The organism is Candidatus Pelagibacter sp. HIMB1636, assembly GCF_052047675.1.
GTDB lineage: Bacteria > Pseudomonadota > Alphaproteobacteria > Pelagibacterales > Pelagibacteraceae > Pelagibacter.
Map to the genome: position 1 here is coordinate 1114478 of NZ_JBNAJP010000001.1, position 20772 is coordinate 1135249.

The following is a 20772-nucleotide window of genomic DNA, read 5'->3' on the forward strand; positions in this document are numbered from 1 at the left end:
TATTATTTTGAAAGATCTGGATCTATTTTAGAGGCAGCTTCCCAAAGAGCTTTTACAGCATCAATAGAGTGCATAAACTCTTTATTTTCTTTTTCATCTAAATCCACTACTTCAATTTTCTCAACTCCGTCTTTACCAATTACAACTGGTACTCCAGCATAAACATTTTCTACTCTGTACTCACCATTTAACTGCACTGCGCAAGGTAATAATTTTTTTTCATCTTTTAAATATGATTCAGCCATTTGAACTCCCGATGCTGCTGGTGCATAAAAAGCAGAACCTTTTTCTAAATACTTGACGATTTCTGCTCCACCGTCTCTAGTTCTTTGATTAATTTCTTCAACTCTCTCTTGAGAAATCTTTCCCTCTTTCACAAGATCCAATAAAGGTTTGCCAGATACTTTTGTAAATCTTGGCATTGGAACCATAGTATCTCCATGACCACCCATAACCATTGCTTCAATCTCTCTTACAGGCACACCAAACTCTAATGATAAAAACAGTTTAAATCTTGAGCTATCTAAAATTCCTGCCATGCCGACAACTTTATTTGCAGGCAAACCTGAAAACTTTTGAAACGCCATAACCATCACATCTAAAGGGTTGGTGATACAAATTACAAAGGCGTTCGGTGCGTTTTCTTTTACTCCTTGAGCTACCTGTTTAATAATTTTTAAATTTATACCGAGAAGATCATCTCTACTCATTCCTGGCTTTCTAGGAACTCCTGCTGTAATTATGATAACATCAGAATCTTTAATATCTTTATAATCGTCTGTACCTGATAATTTTACATTAAATCCATCAACTGATGATGATTGAGCTATATCTAAAGCCTTTCCTTTAGCTATTCCACTTGCAACGTCAAATAAAACAACTTCATCAACAAGCTCCTTTATTCCAATTAAATGTGCTAGTGTTCCACCTATTTGGCCTGCGCCAATTAAAGATATTTTTTTCATTTATTTCCTCTTATTTCATTGTTGGCATTACAAATTCTGCGTTTGTGCGCACACCTGAAGGCCATCGTGATGTTACAGTTTTAAGTTTAGTATAGAATTTTATTCCTTCCATGCCATGCATGCCACTATCTCCAAATAATGATCTTTTCCAACCACCAAAACTATGAAAGGCCATAGGAACTGGAATTGGAACATTGATACCAACCATTCCTACTTGAATTTTACTAGCAAATGTTCTGCCTGCATCACCATCTCTAGTATAAATACTTACTCCGTTTCCGTATTCATGATCATTGATTAGTTTTGCAGCCTCTTCAAAAGTTTTAACTCTAACTACAGATAGAACTGGACCAAAAATTTCTTCTTTATAAATTCTCATGTCTTTATTAACATGATCAAATAAACAACCACCTATATAAAATCCGTTTTCATAACCTTGAAGTTTTAAGTTTCTTCCATCGACAACTAATTTAGCACCTTCTTCAACTCCTAAATCAACATAACTTTTTACTTTTTCTAAATGCTCTTTTGTAACCAGAGGTCCCATCTCTGAGGTTTTATCCATACCAGGTCCTACTTTTAAGGCCTCTGTTTTTTTTGAAAGTCTTGAAACTAGTTCATCACCAATATCTCCAACAGCAACAGCAACAGATTGAGCCATACATCTCTCACCTGCAGATCCGTAAGCTGCACCCATCAATCCATTTACTGCACCATCCAAATCACAATCTGGCATGACTACTAAGTGATTTTTTGCACCTCCAAGTGCTTGTACTCTTTTTTCATTTTTAGCTGAATTTTCGTAAATATATTTTGCAATTGGAGTGGATCCAACAAAGCTTACAGCTTTAATATCTTTATTTTCTAAAATTGCATCAACAGCTTCTTTATCGCCATTAACTACATTAAATACTCCTTCTGGCAATCCAGCTTCACTAAGCAACTCTGCTAATCTAAGTGGACATGAAGGATCTTTTTCTGAAGGTTTTAATATAAATGTATTTCCGCAAGCAATTGCTATTGGAAACATCCACATTGGTACCATTGCTGGAAAATTAAATGGAGTAATTCCAGCTACCACCCCCAGAGGTTGTCTCATTGACCAACTGTCAACATTTGTTCCAACATTTTCTGAATATTCACCTTTTAACAAATGAGGAATTCCACAAGCAAACTCAACTACCTCAAGCCCTCTTGTTAAAGATCCTCTAGCATCCTCAAAAACTTTTCCATGTTCTGATACTATTAGCTTTGTTAATTCATCAGAATTTTTTTCTATTAATTCCTTAAATTTAAATATTATCCTTGCTCTTTGTAAAGGAGGTTTTGCAGACCAAGTTTCAAATGCTTTTTTGGCTGCTTCTACAGCTTGATCTAAATCAGATTTACTTGCAAGTCTTACCTCAGACTCCTGTTCTCCAGTTGCAGGATTGAATACTTTTCCTTTTCTATCAGATGAACCTGGAATTATTTTTCCATTAACGAAGTGCTCTATTAATTTCATGAATACGGTCTTTTAAATCAAAAAAACTTAATAGTCTATTTAAACATTAGCCGTAGCTAACATTTTTTTAATTTCTGCAATTGCTTTTGCTGGATTTAGGCCTTTGGGACAAGCATTTGTACAATTTAAAATAGTATGACATCTGTAAAGTTTTAATTCATCAGCAACTTTTTTTAATCTTGCTTTTCTTTCTTCATCTCTACTATCAACGATCCATCTGTAAGCTTGTAGAAGGACTGCTGGACCTAAGTATTTATCTCCATTCCACCAATAACTTGGGCAAGATGTTGAACAACATGCACACATAATACATTCATAAGCGCCATCAAGTTTTGCTCTATCTTCTTGAGATTGATAAATTTCTGTTGTTTCTTTTTTTGAATTATTTTTTAACCAAGGCTCAATAGATTGATACTGTTTATACAAACCATCCAAATCTCCAATTAAATCTCTTTTAACTTTCAAGTGCGGTAGCGGATATATGTCTATATCTCCATCAATTTCCGAATGCGGAGTTGTGCACGCTAAACCATTTTTGCCACCCATGTTCATAGCACAAGAACCACAAACTCCATGAGCACAAGATCTTCTATAAGCTAATGTTGGGTCAATTTCGTTTTTAATTTTATTTAAAATATCTAAAACTTTTGAAGGACAATTATCCATATCAACTTCATAAGTATCAATTCTTGGATTTTCTTCAGTAGAAGGGTCCCATCTATAAACATTTACTCTTCTAAGATTTTTAGAGCCTGTTTTATCTTTAAAATATTTACCTTTTTTGACTTCAGAATTTTTTGGTAAATTCAATTGTACCATTAGTATACTCGCTCTTGTGGTGGAAAATATTGAACTTCATTAGTCAAAGTTGACTTGTGGACTGGTCTATAACTAATTTTTGTATTTTTTCCATCACACCAAGCAAGAGTATGTTGCATAAATTTATCATCATCTCTTTTTGGATAATCATCTCTTGCATGAGCTCCTCTGCTTTCTTTTCTGTGATATGCAGATTCTACTGTTGTTACTGCTTGTCTAATTAAATTATCAAATTCTAAAGTTTCAACTAAATCGGTATTAAATACTAAAGATCTGTCTTTAACAGAAATGGAGTCCATTCCATCATAAGTTTTTCTAATATCATCTACGCCTTCTTTTAAATTTTTTTCTGTTCTAAATACTGCACATTTAGATTGCATTGTTTTTTGCATTGAAAGTCTAAGTTCTGCAGTACTATTATTTCCATCTGCATTTCTTAACTTATCAAATCTATCTAAACATTTTTGTGTCTCAGACTCAGGTAGCTCTTCATGAGGAGTTCCGGGTTTAACTAATTCTGCTGCCCTTTTTGCTGCTGCTCTTCCGAACACTACTAAATCAATTAATGAATTAGAGCCAAGTCTATTCGCACCATGAACAGATACACATGCTGCTTCTCCTATAGCCATCAGACCTGGAACAGTTTTTTCTGAACCATTAACAGTTAAAACTTCTGCTTTGTAATTTGTTGGAATACCACCCATATTATAATGAACTGTTGGGACAACAGGTATAGGCTCTTTAGTTACATCTACATTTGCAAATAACCTTGCAGCATCAGTAATTCCTGGAAGTCTACTTTCAATAATATCTTTATCTAAATGACTTAAGTTTAAATGAACATGATCTTGATCTTTTCCAACTCCTCTTCCTTCATTTATTTCAATAGACATTGATCTACTAACAACATCTCTTGATGCTAAATCTTTTGCATTTGGAGCATATCTTTCCATAAATCTTTCGCCCTTGGAGTTAGTTAGATAACCACCCTCACCTCTAGCACCTTCTGTTATTAACGTGCCATGACCATAAATTCCTGTTGGATGAAATTGAACAAACTCCATATCTTGAAGAGGCAATCCAGCTCTTAATACCATTGCATTTCCATCTCCAGTGCAAGTATGCGCAGATGTAGCTGAATAATAGACTTTCCCATATCCACCTGTAGCTATAATTACAGTATGCGCTCTAAATCTATGGATTGTTCCATCATTTAAATTCCATGCAATCAATCCCTTGCACGCTCCATCTTTCATTAAAAGATCTAATGCAAAATATTCTATAAAAAACTCAGTGTTATGTTTTAAGGCTTGTCCATAAAGCGTATGAAGAATTGCATGACCAGTTCTATCCGCAGCAGCACATGTTCTTTGTACAATTCCATTTCCATAATTTTTTGTCATTCCACCAAAAGGTCTTTGATATATTTTTCCCTCTTCAGTTCTGCTAAATGGAACTCCATATTTTTCTAGCTCTAAGACTGCCTTTGGAGCTTCTTTACATAAATACTCAATACTATCTTGATCTCCTAACCAGTCTGCACCTTTAACCGTATCATACATATGCCATCTCCAGTCATCTTCTCCCATATTGCCAAGTGCAGCTGAGATACCTCCTTGTGCAGCAGATGTGTGGCTTCTAGTTGGAAATACTTTTGAAATACAAGCTGTTTTCAATCCAGCTTCGCTTAATCCAACAGCGGCTCTCAAGCCAGATCCACCAGCTCCTAAGACAACTACATCATATTCATGATCTATAATATTATAAGCGCTCATTATTTTAGATTAAGTAAAATTATTATTGTTAATAATGGGATGATTATAGCAGAAATATAGAGAAGTCTGTTTGCGACATATTTGGTTTTTTCATTAGAAATATAGTCCTCAAAAACCTCACTAATACTTAAGGCAGAAAAAAAATAAGCAAAAATTAAAAATATACTAAATAAAAACTTATTTGTTTTGTTTGAAAAAAAACTAACCACTTCAGAATAATCTCCATCATAAACTGATATGAAATTAATTATAAACCATAACATTAAAGGGACTAAAATTATTGATGATAATTTTAAAAACACCCATTTTTTTGTAGCTAAATTCATATTAAAAAAAGTTTTTTCCAATTAAGTAAAATAAAATAGTTAAAATTAATGAACCAAAGATCACCATCAAACCTGTTATACGAGTAGTCTTCAGTTCATAGCCATAACCCATATCCATTATTAAATGTCTGATTTCACTAAGTATTTGAAAACTAAAAGACCAAGCTAACCCAATTGCAACAAATTTTCCAATAAACGAATTAAAAAAAAAGTTTATCAAATCATATTTTGGTTCTCCTAAAATTAGCCAAGAAACCCAGACACAAACTAAAGTTATTGCTAAGATATTTATTATTCCAGTTATTCTATGAGAAATAGATACTAGTGAGGATATGTGCCATCTATAAATTTGTATATGAGGAGAAAGAGGTCTTTTACTTTCCATAAAAATTATTTTTTATTAATGTTTCAGCAATTTCAACTGCATTTAAGGCTGCACCTCTAAGTAAATTATCTGAGACAATCCACATATTTAAGCAATTCTTTTTAGTCTTATCTTCTCTAATTCTTGAAATGAATGTCTCATCTTTTCCAGCAGCTTCAAGCGGTGTTGAATATCCACCATCTTGTCTCTCATCAATAACTTTACAGCCTTCCATTTTCTCAAGACATTCTTTAATTTGATCAATTGTAAAATCTTTTTCTAATTCTAAATTTACTGCTTCAGAATGAGAAACTAAAACTGGTACTCTTACACAAGTTGCTGATAATTCAATATTTTGATCTAGAATTTTTTTAGTCTCATTGGTCATTTTTAATTCCTCTTTTGTGTATCCATCATCAGCAAATACATCAATATGTGGAATTAAATTAAATGAAATTTGTTTTGTAAAATTTTTTGATTCAATTGCTTTGTTTTCTAGTGCTAGCTTAGTCTGTTCTACTAATTCATCCATTGGTGCTTTACCACCACCAGATACTGACTGATATGTAGCTACAACTAATCTTTTTATTTTAAATAAATCATGGATTGGTTTTAATGGTAAGACTAATTGTGCAGTTGAGCAATTAGGATTAGCAATAATATTTTTTTTTATATTTTTTAAGTCATCCGCATTTACTTGAGGTACAATTAAAGGAACATCAGGGTCCATTCTATAAAAACTAGAATTATCTATTACAATGCTCTCGCTTGCTGCTTTTGAGGCATAAGCTTCTGAAATTTTTCCACCTGCTGCAAAAAAAGTAATTTTTGCTTTTGAAAAATCAAAAGTCTCTAAATTTTCAACCTCTATGTCTTTTCCTTTAAAATTAATTTTTGAACCCGCACTTCTTTCAGATGCAACTAAAAAAATTTCTGAAATAGGCAAATTTTTCCTCTCAAGTACTTCTAGTACTTTTCTTCCAACATTGCCCGTGGCTCCGACTATAGCTATATTCATGATGGGGTTGTTATACTAAATGAAAGGTAAATCGCAAACTTTTCCAGCGCAATTATGTCCATTTACAACAACTTTTACATTTTGCTCAAGATTCCAGTATCCTTTTTGCATCATAGCTATACCAATTACTTTTTTGAAGTGAGGTGAATAGCAAGCAGATCTTAATTCTCCAATTAGGTTGTTGTTTTCATCTGTCAAATCTAGAGAACCTGTTACACTGATTTCATTAATATCAATTTTTATACCCATCAATTTTTTAGTAATTCCTTCTTCTTTTATTTTGATTAATTTTTCCTTACCCAAAAACTTTACATCACTATCTAAGTTAACATACTTATCAAAACCACACTCAAACGGGTTATCATTGTTATCCATATCGTTTCCAAATGACAATAGAGCACTTTCAATTCTCTCTATTAAATTAGGGCATCCAGGCTTAACATTAAATTCTTTACCAGCTTCAAATAAATGATCATATAACTTTTGACCAGACTCAGTATTTTGAACATAAATTTCATAGCCACCTTGCTTAGACCAACCTGATTGTGCAATTAAGTGGTCAACTCCTTCAAAATTAAAATAATCAAATCCAAAAAATTTCAATTTAGTTATTTTTTCGCCAAATACTTTTTCCATTAACTTAAATGATTTTGGACCTTGAACAGCCATGATGTCTACATTTGGTTCAAAGATTTTCACATCAAATTTATTTCCAATTGCTAATCCTTTTGCAAATAAAATTACATCAGAGTCTGCAATGGATATCCACCATTTCTCCTGACTTAATCTCAGCACTACAGGATCATTAATTAATCCACCTTGGTCATCTATAATAGGACAATAATAACATCTACCATCTTTAGATTTAGATAAATCTCTACAAGTCATTAATTGAACTAATTTAGCTGAGTCTTTTCCTGAAATTTCAACTTGCCTTTCTGCTGCAACATCCCAAATTTGAACATGTTCTTTTAAGTGATGATAAGAATCTTCTACAGATCCAAACGCTGCTGGTAGCAACATATGATTATAAATTGTATAAGCTGTTACACCTTGTTTTTCTATCCTTGAAGTATATGGTGTACTTCTAAGTCTTCTAGATTTTGCTATTGAATAATTTTTCATTTATTTAAAAATTCTAAAACCTTGTCCCGCATTTCAAATGCTTTTTCAATCATAATCATATGCCCACATCCTTCTATTACATAAATAGTTGAATTTTTGATTAATTGAGAGAATTTTTTTCCAGATTCTAAATTAACCATTTTATCTAAAGAACCAAAAACAAACATTGATGGAACCTCAATGGATCCAGCTGCGTTTGAACCATTTTTGTAATTGTTACAAGCTATAAGATCTACAGCAAGTATTTCACTAATATCTTTTGGAGATTGAATAATTCTTTCAACTGGATTTCCACCTATAAATTTTTTTGAACCTTCATATCCCCACTTCATCATTAACTTTACTGCATCAGAATCTCCATTTTCTGCAAGCTCAATCAAATCAGGATGAACAGGCATTTTATTAGATCCACCTATAAAGACTATTTTTTTTAGTCTATCTTTGTATCTATGGGAATATTCAAGTATTTCTAAACATCCTTGTGAATGACCAACTAAAATTAAATTTTGAAGTTCTAAGGCATCAAATACAAGTTCCAACCATTCTGCAATTTCCTCAATAGTTTTTAAACATGGCCCCTCAGAATTTCCATGTCCTGGTAGATCAATAGATAATACATTGAAATTATTATTTGAAAAAAATTGCTCACTTAATGACCAAACAATATGAGATAAGCCACTTCCATGAAGAAAAACAATGGTATCCTTGTTTTTATCTATACCTTTGCCATTATCTGAAGCAAAAATACTTTTATTTTCGATTTCAAAATTCAATTAGATACCTAAACTTTTTTTCTCAGTTCGAACTTCTGTATTTTTCCAGTTGATGTCTTAGGTAGTTCGCAAAAAACAACCTTCTTAGGAACTTTAAATCCAGCCAAAGTTTCTTTACAAAAATCAATTAATTCTTTTTCAGTAACAGGCTTATCTTGAACCATCTCGATGAAAGCACAAGGTACTTCTCCCCATTTTTCATCTGGTTTAGCAACTACCGCTGCTATTGAAACTGAAGGATGTTTGGATAACGTATTTTCAATTTCTATTGATGAAATATTTTCTCCTCCTGAGATAATAATATCCTTAGATCTATCTTGGATTTTTACATATCCATCAGGAAACATAACTGCCAAGTCACCACTATGAAACCATCCATCTTTCATTGCTTTGTCAGTAGCTTCTTTATCTTTAAAGTAACCTTTCATTACTACATTTCCTCTAATCATGATCTCTCCGATAGTTTTTCCGTCTTTAGGAACTTCTTTCATCGTCTCTGGATCTAAAACGGTTACTCCTTCTGTGTTAGGATATCTTACTCCTTGTCTTGCTTTAATCTCATTTTGTTTATCTTCATCTAAATCATTCCATCCATCATTCCACGCACATTGTGTAACATGGCCATATGTTTCTGTAAGACCGTAAACATGCATAACTTCAAATCCAAGAGATTTCATTTTTTTAAAAATAATACTTGGGGGAGGTGCTCCAGCAGTTAAGACATAAACTTTATGCTTTAATTTTTTTCTATCACTCTCAGGAGCTCCGGTTATCATATTTAAAACTATTGGCGCTCCTCCAAAATGAGTAATGTCATATTTATCAATAAGTTCAAAAATTTTCTTAACATCAATATTTCTTAAGCAAATTGTTCTTCCATTTAACATTGGAACTGTCCATGGATAGCACCAGCCATTACAATGAAACATAGGAACAATTGTTAAAAAGTTTAAACGATTAGGCATGTTCCAGGCAACAGTACTTCCAGTAGACATTAAGTACGCGCCTCTATGATGGTAAACAACACCTTTAGGATTGCCAGTTGTACCTGAAGTATAACTTAAAGATATTGCTTGCCACTCATCATCAGGCATTTTCCAATCAAAATTTTCATCTCCAGTATTTAAAAAACTTTCGTATTCTAAATCTCCAATTTTTTCTAATTTCGATTGATCAGCATGTTTGTCGTTAATATCTATAACAGTGATTTTTTTATTTAAATTTTTTAAAGCTTTTTTTACTTCTACATGTAATTGTCTATCTACAACCAATACCTTTGCATCACTGTGATTTAAAATATAATTAATTGTATTAGCATCTAATCTTATATTAATTGTGTTTAAAACAGCTCCTGTCATTGGAACTGAGTAGTGTGCCTCAAAAATTTCAGGAGTATTAAAAGCTAAAAAAGATACTGTATCTCCTTTTTGAATACCAATTTTAGAAAGTGCACTGGCAAATTTTACTGCTCTTTTATAAACTTCATTCCAAGTATAGCTTCTATCCTCATAAACTATAGCCTCATAATCAGGATAAACATCTTTGGCTCTTTGTAAAAATGTTAGTGGTGTTAATGGAACATAATTTGCATTATTTCTATCCAGATTAATATCGTAATGATTCATTGTTAATTAAATTTAAATTTCATTATATTTGAGCTACCTGAAACTGCAGATTTATAATGATATTCTGCTCTTGGTAACACTTTTTCAAAGTAGAATGTAGCTGTATTAATTTTATCTGAATAAAACTCTTTATTTTCCTCATAATCTTTAAAGCTGATTTCTAAGATTTTTATCCATGAAAAAGCAATCGAAATATAACCAAGTGTTTTTAAATAGTCATTTGCAGCTGCAGAAACATCATCTTTTTCTATTTTACTTTTGTCTACAATCCAACCAGTGAACTTTGATAAAATATCAAGATAATGTGTAAGATCTTTTGTAAAAGATTTTATCTTTTCATGTTTGTTTTCACATTCAGATTTTATCATTTCTAAATATTTAGAAATTACATCACCATTTCTGTTTATTAATTTTCTAAATACTAAATCAGCGGCTTGAACTGAATTGGTTCCTTCATATATCGGTGTTATTCTATTATCTCTATATAACTGTTCAATACCTTGGTCTTTAGTGTAACCGTACCCTCCATGAATCTGCATAGCATCGCTCGTAATCTCCATGGCTAAATCAGTAAATAAAGATTTAACTACAGGTGTCATCAAAGAAACATAATCAGAAGCTTCCTGTTTAATTTTTTCATCTGGATGATGAAGACTAACTTCAGTTTGTTGAGACAGCCAAAAGCATAAAGCTCTTTCTCCCTCAATTATTGATTTCATGTTTAATAAAGTTCTTCTTATGTCTGCATGGTCAATAATAAAATCTGCACCATTTGTAGATTTAGAATTATTAGTTTTTCCTTGTTTTCTCTCTTTTGCATAAGCAAGTGAATTTTGGTAAGCAATTTCTGAAATACCCAATCCCTGAATACCGACTACAATTCTCTCAAGATTCATCATGGTAAACATTGCATTTAAACCTTTGTCCTTAGGACCAATCATGTATCCTGTTGCATCATCAAAGTTTAAAACACAAGTTGCAGAACCTTTAATTCCCATTTTTGTTTCAATAGATCCTGTTGAAATACCATTTCTTTGTCCAACCGATCCATCTTGATTTACTAAAAACTTGGGTACTAAAAATAAACTTATTCCTTTTGTTCCAGGAGGAGAGTCGGTAGATCTTGCTAAGACTAAATGAACAATGTTTTCTGTTAAGTCATGATCACCTGATGTGATAAAAATTTTTTGACCAGTTATTTTATAAGTTCCATCGGATTGACTAACTGCTTTTGTTTTAAGTAAACCTAAATCGGTACCACAGACAGGTTCTGTTAAGCACATCGTGCCACTCCATTTACCTTCTACAATTTTAGGTAAATATTTATCTTTTATTTCATCAGTGGCGTGATGATTAATACAATTGTATGCTCCAATACTTAATTCACTATAAAGTTTAAAAGATAAACTTGCTGAAGAAAGCATTTCGTCAAAAAAAGCACTCACTGTTTTTGGCATTCCTTGACCACCATATTTTGGATCGCATGACAATGAAGTCCATCCATCCTCAATATATTTTTGATAAGCTTCTTTGTATCCTGGTGGTGTTCTAACTACACCATTTTCTAAAACTGCCGGATTTTCATCGCCTGCTTTAGCAAGTGGTAAAATTAAATTTTGATTGATTTTAGCTGCTTCTTCTAAAATATCTTTAACCAAATCTGAGCTAACTTCATTATATCTTTCAAGATCATTATAATTTTTATTATCTCTTAATTTTTCATAGAGAAACATCATATCTTTAACAGGTGCAAAATAACTTGGCATTTGAAAAGCTTAGAATACTTAGAGGTTTATTGCAATTTTGAAATTATCGCGTCGCCCATTTGCGAAGTAGATACTTCTTTCATACCCTCAGAAAGGATATCTTTCGTTCTTAGACCATCATTTAACACAGCTTGTACTGCATTTTCTAAAGCATCAGCTTCATTATCAAGATCTAAAGAATATCTTAAAGCCATTGCAAAACTTAATACTGTTGCAATTGGATTTGCTAGCCCTTTTCCTGCAATATCAGGAGCTGAACCATGTATGGGTTCATACATTGCTCTCATTTCACCATCTTTATTTTTTGCACCTAAAGATGCAGAAGGTAATAATCCTAAAGATCCTGTTAACATTGAAGCTTGATCTGAAAGCATATCACCAAATAAATTATCAGTAACAATTACGTCAAATTGTTTTGGATTTCTAAGTAATTGCATTGCACAGTTATCTGCAAGCATATGGCTTAACTCAACATCTTTGTATTCTTTTTCATGAAGTTCCTGAACTTCTTCTTTCCATAGTTGTCCGGCTTCCATTACATTAGATTTCTCACAAGAGGTAACTTTGTTTGATCTTTTTCTAGCAAGATCAAAAGCAACTCTTGCAACTCTAGTAATTTCACTAGTAGTATAAGTATGAGTGTTTATTCCTTTTCTTTCACCATTTTCTATTGGTTTAATACCTCTTGGTTCACCAAAATAAATTCCACCTGTTAATTCTCTTACAATCATTATATCTAAACCAGAAACCACCTCTGGTTTAAGTGTTGATGCGCCAACTAATTGTTCAAAACATATTGCAGGTCTCAAATTTGCAAATAATTTTAATTCTTTTCTTAATTTTAATAAAGCTCTCTCAGGTTTTTTTGAAAACTCAATATTATCCCACTTGGGTCCTCCCACTGCACCAAGCATAACAACTTCACTCTCTAAAGCTTTATAAAAAACTTCATCTGTTATTGGTGTACCGTGTTTATCGTAAGAACATCCACCAGCAAGATCTTCATCTATTTCAAAGTCTAAGGATTTTTTATCATTGAACCAGTTAATTATTTTTTTAACCTCTCCAATTACTTCAGGTCCAATACCATCGCCTGGTAATAATAGAATTTTTCTTTTTTTAACTTTAATCATTAAAAATCCAAGGTTTTTTATCTTTTAATTGATTTTCAAAATTTTCAATTTTGTCAGATTTTTTTAAAGAAAGAGCAATGTCATCTAATCCTTCTAGCAAACATTTTTTCTTAAATGGATCTATTTCAAATTTAATTTCATTGTTTCCATAAATAATTTTTTGATCATTTAAGTCTACGGAAATTTCCTCTTTTCTATTTGCGTATTCAGAAAGTTCTTTTATTTTTTCCTCTTCAAGAATTATAGGTAAAATTCCATTTTTAAAACAATTACTATAAAAAATATCAGCGTAACTTGAACTAATCACACAAGTAATTCCAAAATCCAACAATGCCCATGGAGCATGCTCTCTTGATGAACCACATCCAAAATTGTTTCCTGCAATTAAAATTTTTGAGTTATTGAATGGTTCCTGATTTAATACAAAATCATTAATTTCTTTTCCATTATCGTCATATCTCATTTCAAAAAACAAATTTTTTCCAAGTCCAGTTCTTTTTATTGTTTTTAAAAATTGCTTAGGAATAATCATATCTGTATCGATATTTACGATTGGTAAATAAGCTGGAATACTTTTTAATGTATTAAATTTTTGCATTTAATTTTGATACTTTCTTACATCGTCTAAATTACCAGAGATTGCAGCTGCAGCTGCCATCCCAGGGCTTACTAGATGCGTTCTGCCACCTCTTCCCTGTCTTCCTTCAAAGTTTCTGTTTGAAGTAGATGCGCATCTTTCCTCTGGTTTTAATTTATCTGCATTCATTGCTAAACACATAGAACAGCCTGGCTCTCTCCATTCAAATCCTGAATTTACAAATATTTTATCTAAACCTTCTTGCTCAGCTTGTTCTTTAACCAATCCTGACCCGGGAACTACAATGGCATTTACATGGGATGATATTTTTTTGTCCTTTAAGATTTTGGCAGCTTCTCTTAAATCTTCAATTCTTCCATTTGTACAGCTTCCAATAAAAACTTTATCTATCTTGATATCAGTTGCTGCCATATCAGGTGTTAGTCCCATATATTTTAATGCTCTTTCAATTGAGTTCTTTTTATCCTCATCTTTTTCATTTTGAGGATTTGGTACTTTTCCATCGATTGTAATTACATCTTGAGGTGAAGTCCCCCAAGTAATCATTGGTAAAATATCATTTGCATTAAGATTTATTTCTTTATCAAAACTTGCATCGGCATCTGTTTTTAAACTATTCCAGTATTCCAGTGCCTTTTCCCAATTTTCTCCTTTTGGAGACATGGGTTTACCTTTTAAATATTCAAATATTTTTTCATCTGGAGCAATTAATCCAGCTCTTGCACCACCCTCAATGGTCATATTGCAAATAGTCATTCTCTGTTCAACACTCAAAGATCTTATTAAATCTCCAGCATATTCAACTACACAACCTGTTCCTCCTGCAGTACCAATCTTTCCAATAATTTGAAGTATTACATCTTTAGATGTTACTCCTAATGGAAGTGTTCCATTAACATTAATTCTAAAATTTTTTGCTTTCTTTTGAACGAGTGTTTGCGTTGCTAAAACATGTTCAACTTCAGATGTTCCTATACCAAAAGCTAATGATCCAAAAGCACCATGGGTTGCGGTATGACTATCTCCACATACAATAACTGTTCCTGGTTGAGTAAAACCTTGTTCTGGTCCAATAATATGAACAATTCCTTGTCGTTTATCATCCATACCAAAAAGCTGTACACCAAATTCCTTACAATTTGATTCTAATGTATCGACTTGTATTTTAGATTCCTGATCTGCTATCCCTTTGGTTCTATCTGTCGTTGGAACATTATGATCAGCAACAGCTAAAGTTAAATTAGGATGACGAACTTTTCTATTTGAATTTCTTAAACCTTCAAAAGCTTGTGGACTAGTAACTTCATGAATTAAGTGTCTATCGACAAACAATAAAGCTGTTCCATCTTCTTGCTGATCTACTAAATGATCATTCCAAATTTTATCGTAAAGAGTAGTGGACATTGAAAAAAAAATTATTTTTTTTCTGAAGTACTTTCTGTTGATTGTTCGGCAGTAGCTTCTTCTGTCTTAGGGGCTTCTTCTTTTGGAGCTTCTGTTGGCGGTGCTACATTTTCTTCAGTAACTGTTTCAGGTTTTGCATCAACATCAATACCAATTTTTTTTCTGATTTTTTCTGCAATCCTTGCTGATTTACCTGTTCTATCTCTTAGATAGTATAATTTTGCTCTTCTTACTTTTCCTGATCTAATAACTTTAATTGAGTCAATTAGAGTTCCATAAAGTGGAAATGTTCTTTCAACACCTTCACCAAAAGAAATTTTTCTAACTGTGAAAGACGAGTTTAAATCTCTGCTTTTTTTTGCAATACAAACGCCTTCAAAATATTGAATTCTCTCTTTTTTTCCCTCTGTAATTCTAACACCTACTTTAACTACATCTCCAGGGTAGAATTCAGGTATCTTTTTTTCTGAAAGTATTTTTTTAACGTTATGTTGATTTATCTCTTCAATTGTTTTCATAGTTATATTTATCAAATTAATTCTTCTTATATTTTTCCCATAAATCTGGTCTTCGGACGCGTGTTATAGCCTCAGATTGAGATAAACGCCAGTGTTTAATTTTACTATGATCTCCTGACAAAAGTACTTCTGGAACCGCTTTTTCCTCCCAAATTTGAGGTTTTGTGAACTGAGGATACTCTAATAATCCATTTTCAAAACTTTCGTTTACCGTAGAATTCTCATTTCCCAGAACACCGGGTAAAAGTCTCAAAATACTATCAATCACCACAAATGCTGCTGACTCTCCTCCTGATAAAATAAAGTCTCCAATACTAACTTCTTCTATATTTCTCGTGCTTAACACTCTTTCATCAACTCCTTCGAAGTGTCCACAAATTATCGAAACCGATTTTTCCTTCGATAATACTTTAGCATAATTTTGATCAAATTTTTTTCCTCTAGGAGATAAATATAATATTTTTTCTCCCTCATTTTTATTTTGATCTAATGATTTTGCTAATACATCAGCCTTCATCAACATACCAGAGCCACCTCCATAGGGAGTGTCATCCACAGTTTTATGTTTATCCTCAGCAGCATCTCTAATGTTTACTACTCTTAAATTCCAAATATTTTTAGACATTGCTTTTCCGTATAGACCTTTCGACAAAGGACCAGGAAAAATATCTGGATAAAGTGTAAACACTTGAGCTTGCCACATATACTTTCCTTAGTTTATTTTTTTTCCTCAGCTGGAGCTTCTTCCTTTGGAGCCTCTGCTGCTGGAGCTGCTTCTGCTTTAGGAGCTTCTTCCTTTGGAGCTTCTGCTGCTGGAGCTGCTTCTGCTGCTGGAGCTTTAGGAGCTTCTGAACCATCTTCCTCTTTTTTATTTCTTTCTTTTTTAGGAACAGCTTTATTTGGATTATTTCCAGCTGCTGGCATAGGGATTAAATCATTTTCACCTAAAATTCTTGCAACTCTTGTTGTTGGTTTAGCACCTTGACCTAGCCAATATTTAATTCTTTCAGCTTCAAGACCTACTCTTTCTTTTTTATCTTTAGGAAGTAGTGGGTTAAAAAAACCAACTTTTTCTATAAATCTTCCATCTCTTGGGAAACGACTGTCAGCTACAACAACTTTGTAAACTGGTCTCTTTTTAGAGCCTCCCCTTGATAATCTAAGTTTTAACATTTGTTCTCCTTATTTTATTATTTTAGTTTATTAAATAGCTCTGGTGGTATCCCTTGATCAGACATACCTTTCAGATTTCCTTTTGACATCTTTTTCATCATTTCAGACATCATTTTAAATTGCTTAAGCAATTTATTGATAGTGGCTGGATCTGTGCCAGAGCCATTAGCAATTCTTTTTTTTCTTGAACCATCAATTACTTTTGGATTCTCTCTCTCTTTTTTTGTCATTGATAAAATGATAGCTTCGTTTTTTGTTATAATACTTTCGTCAATCCCTGCTGAATCCATTTGAGATTTAATTTTAGATACTCCTGGCATAAAAGACATGATCCCCTCAATGCCTCCCATTTTTTTCATTTGTCTTAATTGAGAAAGGTAATCTTCCATAGAGAATTGACCCTTTTTTAAATTTTCTTCAGCTTTTTTAATGTTCTCTTCACCTAAATCTTGTGCAGCTTTTTCTACAAGAGAAACAATGTCTCCCATTCCTAAAATTCTATTTGCTATTCTATCTGGATGAAATACCTCAAAATTCTCTATTTTTTCACCTATACCCAAAAATTTTATTGGAACATTTGATACATATTTCATACTCACGGCAGCTCCACCTCTGGCATCACCGTCAGCTCTAGTTAATATTATTCCAGATAAGTTAACTGTGTTTTTGAACTCTTTTGCAACTGAAGCAGCAACTTGACCTGTAAGAGAGTCCGCTACAAGAAAAGTTTCTGCTGGATTAATAATGCTCTCAATTTGTTTGATCTCACTCATCATTTGTAAATCAATTTGAGTTCTCCCAGCTGTATCAAACAAAATTATATCTGCTCCATTTAGATTTGCTGCACTCATGGCTCTTTGGCAAATATCAGTTGGTTGCTGACCTTCAATAATTGGAAGTGTCAAAATATTATTCTGTTCACCTAAAGATCTAAGCTGTTCTTGTGCTGCTGGCCTATAAATGTCCAAACTGACCATCATCACTTTTTTCTTTTTGTTATCTTCTAAATATTTAGCTAATTTTGCAGTAGAAGTTGTCTTACCCGAACCCTGCAAACCAACCATCATCATAGGAACTGGTGGTACAGCATTTAAATTTATGTCTGCATTGCTAGAACCTAGTAAGTTTACTAGCTCATCGTAGACAATTTTTACAACCATATCTCCAGGAGAAGTTGATCTTATGATTTCTTGTCCTAAAGCTTTAGGTTTTACGTTTTCAACAAATTCTTTTGCAACATCTAAAGAAACATCTGCCTCAAGTAATGCTTGTCTAATACTTCTCAAACCCTCATCTACCTGAGCTTCATTCAGAGAGGGTGCTTTTTTTAAAGAAGAAAAAATTTCTTCAAATTTATTTGTTAAATTTTCAAACATATATTTTTTTATTACGCATAGCAGTAACGCACTAGTGGGCGAACTCTCGCTGACTAGTGTCGATCTCTTTGTTTCCAAAGACACCGCAAAGTTAATGTTTTTGCGGAAACGACAACAACCTATAATAGAGGTTCAAAAAGTCAATAAATAAGTTAAATATCTAATTATGAATATTAAAGCATTTAAAATGGACGGTTTAGGCAATGATTTTGTAATTATTGATAATAGAGAAAAAGTTACAAATCTTACCAAAGACCAAATAATTAAAATTTGTGACAGAAACTTTATAGGATGCGACCAACTTATATTAATTAATAAAGACCAAGATTACGATGCTTCAATAGAATTTTTTAACTCTGACGGTGGGATTTCTGGTGCATGTGGAAATGGTACAAGGTGTGTGGCTGAGCTATTAGGAAAAGAAAAAAATAAAGACACGATTATATTAACAACTTTATCTGGCCATTTAAAATCTCACATTTTAGGAGAAAAATTAGTATCTACTGAAATTGGTTTGGGCAGAACTAAATGGAATGAAATTCCATTATCTCAAGAATTAGAAACTAAAAACTTAAATATTAAAATTGTTGATTCAAATAATAATGAATTTTTTGGAGGAACGGCCGTCAATGTGGGAAATCCTCATATAATTTTTTTTGTGGAAGACAACGAACAATTCAAAATAGAAAAAGTTGGCCCAGAAATAGAAAACCACAAACTGTTTCCAGAAAAATGTAATGTCACAATAGCCACAATAGTAAACAAAGAGTTAATAAAAGTAAAAGTTTGGGAAAGAGGAGCTGGTTTGACAAAAGCATGTGGAACTGCAGCTTGTGCTACTGCCTTTGCTGCTAAGCAGGCAGGACTTGCTAGCGATAAAGTTAACATCGAATTTTCTACTGGAAGATTGACGATATCTATAGATGAAAACAATAGTATCCACATGAAAGGTCCTGTTTCTGATATAAAAGAAATCGATATAGAAATTTAATGGGAATTTTCGAAAAATTTAAATCAGGATTTAAAAAAAGTGCTTCAGCTTTTACATCGGGCCTAAGAGATATAGTTGTCAAAAAAGAAATTGATGACAAAACTTTAGACAGAATTGAAGATTATTTAATTCAATCAGATGTTGGGGTAGCTTCTGCCTCAGAAATTAGAGAAATAATCTCAAAAACAAAAATAGATCCAAACAAAGATTTAACTGCTGAGATAAATAATATTCTTAAAGAGTACATTATCTCAGTTATGAAACCTCTAGAAAATAATGAATTTTTTAAAAATAAAGAAAAACTTAATGCCATTTTAGTTTCTGGAGTTAATGGCGTTGGTAAAACAACAACTATTGGGAAAATTAGTAAAATATTAAAAGAAAATGGTAATAAAGTTATGTTGGCAGCATCAGATACATTTAGAGCTGCTGCTATAGAGCAATTAGAAAATTGGGCAAAAAAAATTAATGTTGAAATTACAAAATCTTCACAAGGATCTGATCCTGCATCTGTAGCTTATAAGGCAATAGAAACTTCTATTTCAAAAAATTTTAATCAAGTTTTAATTGATACTGCTGGAAGATTGCAAAATAAAAAAAACCTAATGGAAGAATATAAAAAAATAGCAAACGTTACAAAAAAAATAGATGAAAGTGCACCTCATAATGTGATTTTAGTTTTAGACGCAACTTCAGGTCAAAACGTTTTAAATCAAGTTGAAGAATTTAATAAAATTATCCCAATTACAGGCTTAGTGATGACAAAATTAGATGGAACAGCTAAGGGGGGAATACTTCTGGCTGTAGCCAAAAAGTATAAAATACCAATTATTGCACTTGGTTTAGGTGAAAAGGAAGATGATCTGCAAATTTTTGAAGCTGAAAAATTTGCTGATGCGTTTACACAAATTACTTAATTAAATTACTAGATATTAAAGGTTTATAGAAACTACATCTATAATTATCCTTAAATTTGTAGTGTCCGCAGTCCTTTGCAATAGAGGAAATAATGAAATCAAACTTTCCATTGGTTGGATATAAATCTAATTTCTTTTCAACAATATCGTATTTGAAATTTACTTTTAAACTTTTAACAGCACTAATCATTACCAATGTTTTGTTATCCTTTAATAGATAATAAGCAAAATCATCTGGAAAAACTGGAAAATTATATTCCTTTAAAAAATTTTTTGCTTTTCGTGGAAACCATTCATAAGAAATCAATGGTGATGATACTTCTGTTTTATAATCATATATATAGAGATCTTTAGGGTAATCATTGATGTAATTACTTACTTCGCCTTTTGCTAATATAGCCTTTTCTCTTGGTTTAAAATACAAAGCAAAATTTTCATCATGTGAGTTCATTTGATCAATAAAAAATAAATTTTCAATTGAAGACAAATTTTCTTTAGAAAAAGAAGTTCCTGAAATAAGAAAAGTCAAAAAAATATAAATGAATAATTTCTTCATGATTAGAAATTAATTAGAATTTTTGGAATAAAATTGTTTTGATTGT

At 32.2% G+C, this 20772-nt stretch carries 21 protein-coding genes; 2 read left to right on the forward strand and 19 right to left on the reverse strand.

What is annotated here, in order from left to right; translation table 11 throughout:
* Positions 1 to 2 precede the first annotated feature (2 nt).
* From mdh to ffh, 18 genes are read right to left on the reverse strand one after another with little or no spacing between them, the layout of a single operon-like run.
* Complete coding sequence (gene mdh / locus ACTTA6_RS05810) at positions 3 to 965, reverse strand: malate dehydrogenase (protein WP_440613693.1); 963 nt, start codon at positions 963 to 965, stop codon at positions 3 to 5.
* 10 nt (positions 966 to 975) lie between these two features.
* Positions 976 to 2469, reverse strand: a complete 1494-nt coding sequence (locus ACTTA6_RS05815) for a CoA-acylating methylmalonate-semialdehyde dehydrogenase (protein ID WP_440613692.1) — start codon at positions 2467 to 2469, stop codon at positions 976 to 978.
* A 39-nt stretch (positions 2470 to 2508) separates the two neighbouring features.
* Positions 2509 to 3288, reverse strand: coding sequence for a succinate dehydrogenase iron-sulfur subunit (locus tag ACTTA6_RS05820; RefSeq protein ID WP_262589896.1), 780 nt, complete (start codon positions 3286 to 3288; stop codon positions 2509 to 2511).
* Positions 3288 to 5063, reverse strand: a complete 1776-nt coding sequence (sdhA, locus tag ACTTA6_RS05825; RefSeq protein ID WP_440613691.1) for a succinate dehydrogenase flavoprotein subunit — start codon at positions 5061 to 5063, stop codon at positions 3288 to 3290. Before sdhA ends, ACTTA6_RS05820 begins: the two co-directional genes overlap by 1 nt.
* A complete protein-coding gene (gene sdhD / locus ACTTA6_RS05830; RefSeq protein WP_440613690.1) occupies positions 5063 to 5389 on the reverse strand; it encodes a succinate dehydrogenase, hydrophobic membrane anchor protein in 327 nt (108 codons plus the stop codon). Before sdhD ends, sdhA begins: the two co-directional genes overlap by 1 nt.
* A 1-nt stretch (position 5390) precedes the next feature.
* On the reverse strand, positions 5391 to 5774 hold the full coding sequence (gene sdhC, locus ACTTA6_RS05835) for a succinate dehydrogenase, cytochrome b556 subunit (protein ID WP_440613689.1): 384 nt from the start codon (positions 5772 to 5774) through the stop codon (positions 5391 to 5393).
* Positions 5764 to 6771 carry an aspartate-semialdehyde dehydrogenase gene (locus tag ACTTA6_RS05840; RefSeq protein ID WP_440613688.1) on the reverse strand — a complete coding sequence of 336 codons (1008 nt, stop codon included), beginning with the start codon at positions 6769 to 6771 and terminating at the stop codon, positions 5764 to 5766. Before ACTTA6_RS05840 ends, sdhC begins: the two co-directional genes overlap by 11 nt.
* 15 nt (positions 6772 to 6786) lie before the next feature.
* Complete coding sequence (locus tag ACTTA6_RS05845; protein WP_440613687.1) at positions 6787 to 7896, reverse strand: dimethylsulfoniopropionate demethylase; 1110 nt, start codon at positions 7894 to 7896, stop codon at positions 6787 to 6789.
* Positions 7893 to 8669, reverse strand: coding sequence for an alpha/beta fold hydrolase (locus ACTTA6_RS05850; protein ID WP_440613686.1), 777 nt, complete (start codon positions 8667 to 8669; stop codon positions 7893 to 7895). The genes ACTTA6_RS05845 and ACTTA6_RS05850 overlap by 4 nt, the downstream gene beginning before the upstream one ends.
* An 8-nt stretch (positions 8670 to 8677) precedes the next feature.
* Positions 8678 to 10294 carry an acyl-CoA synthetase gene (locus ACTTA6_RS05855; protein ID WP_440613685.1) on the reverse strand — a complete coding sequence of 539 codons (1617 nt, stop codon included), beginning with the start codon at positions 10292 to 10294 and terminating at the stop codon, positions 8678 to 8680.
* A gap of 2 nt (positions 10295 to 10296) precedes the next feature.
* Positions 10297 to 12060 (reverse strand): acyl-CoA dehydrogenase family protein, encoded by a 1764-nt coding sequence (locus tag ACTTA6_RS05860; protein ID WP_440613684.1) that lies wholly within the window; start codon positions 12058 to 12060, stop codon positions 10297 to 10299.
* Between the two features lie 26 nt (positions 12061 to 12086).
* Positions 12087 to 13193: a 3-isopropylmalate dehydrogenase gene (leuB, locus tag ACTTA6_RS05865; protein ID WP_440613683.1), complete on the reverse strand. Its 1107-nt coding sequence runs from the start codon at positions 13191 to 13193 to the stop codon at positions 12087 to 12089.
* Positions 13186 to 13791: a 3-isopropylmalate dehydratase small subunit gene (gene leuD, locus ACTTA6_RS05870; RefSeq protein WP_440613682.1), complete on the reverse strand. Its 606-nt coding sequence runs from the start codon at positions 13789 to 13791 to the stop codon at positions 13186 to 13188. Before leuD ends, leuB begins: the two co-directional genes overlap by 8 nt.
* Positions 13792 to 15195 (reverse strand): 3-isopropylmalate dehydratase large subunit, encoded by a 1404-nt coding sequence (gene leuC / locus ACTTA6_RS05875; protein ID WP_428078907.1) that lies wholly within the window; start codon positions 15193 to 15195, stop codon positions 13792 to 13794. It lies immediately after the preceding gene.
* An 11-nt stretch (positions 15196 to 15206) separates the two neighbouring features.
* On the reverse strand, positions 15207 to 15713 hold the full coding sequence (gene rplS, locus ACTTA6_RS05880; RefSeq protein ID WP_440613681.1) for a 50S ribosomal protein L19: 507 nt from the start codon (positions 15711 to 15713) through the stop codon (positions 15207 to 15209).
* 16 nt (positions 15714 to 15729) lie between these two features.
* Positions 15730 to 16416 (reverse strand): tRNA (guanosine(37)-N1)-methyltransferase TrmD, encoded by a 687-nt coding sequence (gene trmD, locus ACTTA6_RS05885; RefSeq protein ID WP_440613680.1) that lies wholly within the window; start codon positions 16414 to 16416, stop codon positions 15730 to 15732.
* Between the two features lie 14 nt (positions 16417 to 16430).
* Positions 16431 to 16886, reverse strand: coding sequence for a 30S ribosomal protein S16 (rpsP, locus tag ACTTA6_RS05890; protein ID WP_440613679.1), 456 nt, complete (start codon positions 16884 to 16886; stop codon positions 16431 to 16433).
* Positions 16887 to 16903: 17 nt separating this feature from the next.
* A complete protein-coding gene (ffh, locus tag ACTTA6_RS05895) occupies positions 16904 to 18262 on the reverse strand; it encodes a signal recognition particle protein (protein ID WP_262589911.1) in 1359 nt (452 codons plus the stop codon).
* A gap of 166 nt (positions 18263 to 18428) precedes the next feature.
* On the opposite strand from ffh, the gene dapF reads away from it, so the two are divergent.
* Together dapF and ftsY are read left to right on the forward strand one after the other, a co-directional pair.
* Complete coding sequence (gene dapF, locus ACTTA6_RS05900) at positions 18429 to 19253, forward strand: diaminopimelate epimerase (RefSeq protein ID WP_440613678.1); 825 nt, start codon at positions 18429 to 18431, stop codon at positions 19251 to 19253.
* Complete coding sequence (gene ftsY / locus ACTTA6_RS05905) at positions 19253 to 20170, forward strand: signal recognition particle-docking protein FtsY (protein ID WP_440613677.1); 918 nt, start codon at positions 19253 to 19255, stop codon at positions 20168 to 20170. Before dapF ends, ftsY begins: the two co-directional genes overlap by 1 nt.
* Here ftsY and ACTTA6_RS05910 read toward each other — a convergent pair.
* Complete coding sequence (locus ACTTA6_RS05910; protein WP_440613676.1) at positions 20163 to 20726, reverse strand: hypothetical protein; 564 nt, start codon at positions 20724 to 20726, stop codon at positions 20163 to 20165. The genes ftsY and ACTTA6_RS05910 overlap by 8 nt on opposite strands.
* Positions 20727 to 20772: the final 46 nt, after the last annotated feature.